This window comes from Clostridium oryzae, from assembly GCF_002029235.1.
Classification (GTDB): Bacteria; Bacillota; Clostridia; order Clostridiales; family Clostridiaceae; genus Clostridium_AE; species Clostridium_AE oryzae.
On the sequence record NZ_MZGV01000153.1, the window covers coordinates 1 to 1,673 of the forward strand.

A 1,673-nucleotide genomic window follows, 5' to 3' on the forward strand; every position below is an offset into this window, starting at 1 on the left:
TTTTTTATCTATTTTATCATAATTGTAATAATTGCTAAATGCAAAAATTTGTCTATTATCATAATACATTTTTTGTTTTGAATTAGCTATGAGAACATTTTTGGGAGGGATTGTCAATGTCAAGAGGAGTAAAAAAGTACAAAGATATTGAGAGTAAGCTATATAAGTATTACAGAGATCAAAAAGCTTTAGAGCAGAAGATGAAACAGAAAGTATTCTATGAAGAAAGTAAGACCAAACTAGAAAAAATGATTAAGTGTTATGCAGAGGATGAAAAGAAATGTGACGAGTTAAGCGTACACATAAATAGCGTAAAAAAACAATTGATGAACCTTCAGAAGGATATATTAGTAACGGACTTATCGGTTAAAAATATACAGATTATTATTAGCAAGCTAAATGACGAAGAGAAGAAATTTATCAAATGGAGGTATAGTGATGGAATGAGCTTATATGCTATAATAGAAAAATTTCATTATAGTGCTCCTACATATTATAGAATAAGAAATAAGATATTAGAGAGGTTACAGCAGGATATGTAAAGTACTTATCAGTGAGCTGAATTTATTGATTATCTATATGATAAAAAACTGATAACTTTATGAAAATTAATTGATAAAACATTGAGAAAAATTTTGTTTGTAAATATATTACAATATATTTAATGAATTTAGCAAGTATTATATCAATTAAGTGATGGCAAAAAATTAACTGAATCAACCTGTGAATGATAGGCGTAGTTAAGTTTTATACGTATATATTGTACTTGCATGGAAGGGGAAAGAATTTGAATAAAAAAGTCGCAGCTATAGATATGTTTATAAACAAAGGGATGACCTGTAAGGAAATTGCTGAAGAGTTACATGTAACTGTACAGGAAATAAATAAACTATTAAATTTAACGAAGGAATATAAGGATTACTGTCTCAGGAAGAAAAGCAAAACTGAGAAAATAAAAAATGATATACTTAATTTATATTTTATCGAGAAGCTTAAAATAAAAGCTATTGCTGATATAAATAATGTGTCTGCTGCCTATGTAAGCAAAATAATAAAGCTTGATAGTAGATATGAGCAAGAAAAACACAGACGAAAAGTGGTTAATAAGGATAAACATGAGAGGCAGAAAAGAATATTTAATATGAAAAAGAGAAAGAAAACCTTAATAGAGGATAATATTATTTTCTCCAACCTAGCAGCGCTTCAAGTGCAAAATGCTAAAGCAATGTCTACGAAGAGAAAAATAAATGGTGATACTATGATTAAAATCAATTTGCAGCATTATAGATATAATAAATATAAAAAGCGGCTAGAATATGACGGTGCTGCTGGAATTTTACCAATGGGAATATCAAAATTAAGATATGATAAAAAATATTAGCACAAAAGGAATTCAAATTTGAGTTCCTTTTGTGCTTTTTAAATTTAGAGCTTATATATGAGTTTTATTGAAAGGAGGTGATGATAATGAGAAAAAGAGAAGAATTTATAGTAGCAAGAGATTTACAGAATAAAAAATATACAGGAATGCCGTTAGGCAACATGAAAATCAAATCATATTCTAACATGAGAAATAATTAAACAATGTTTTATAGAAATGAAGAGGAGAAACTTATAATAAGGGCTAAAAATAAAGATAAGGAAGCACTTAAATGTCTTATTCTTAATAATAT

At 27.3% G+C, this 1,673-nt stretch carries 2 protein-coding genes; both read left to right on the plus strand.

Translation table 11 applies throughout. The features are described 5' to 3' along the window. Positions 1–116 precede the first annotated feature (116 nt). Positions 117–542, plus strand: coding sequence for a hypothetical protein (locus CLORY_RS22750; RefSeq protein ID WP_079428871.1), 426 nt, complete (start codon positions 117–119; stop codon positions 540–542). Between the two features lie 245 nt (positions 543–787). Beyond that, entirely contained in the window at positions 788–1,381 is a 594-nt protein-coding gene (locus tag CLORY_RS22755) for a hypothetical protein (protein WP_079428873.1), read from the plus strand. Positions 1,382–1,673: the final 292 nt, after the last annotated feature.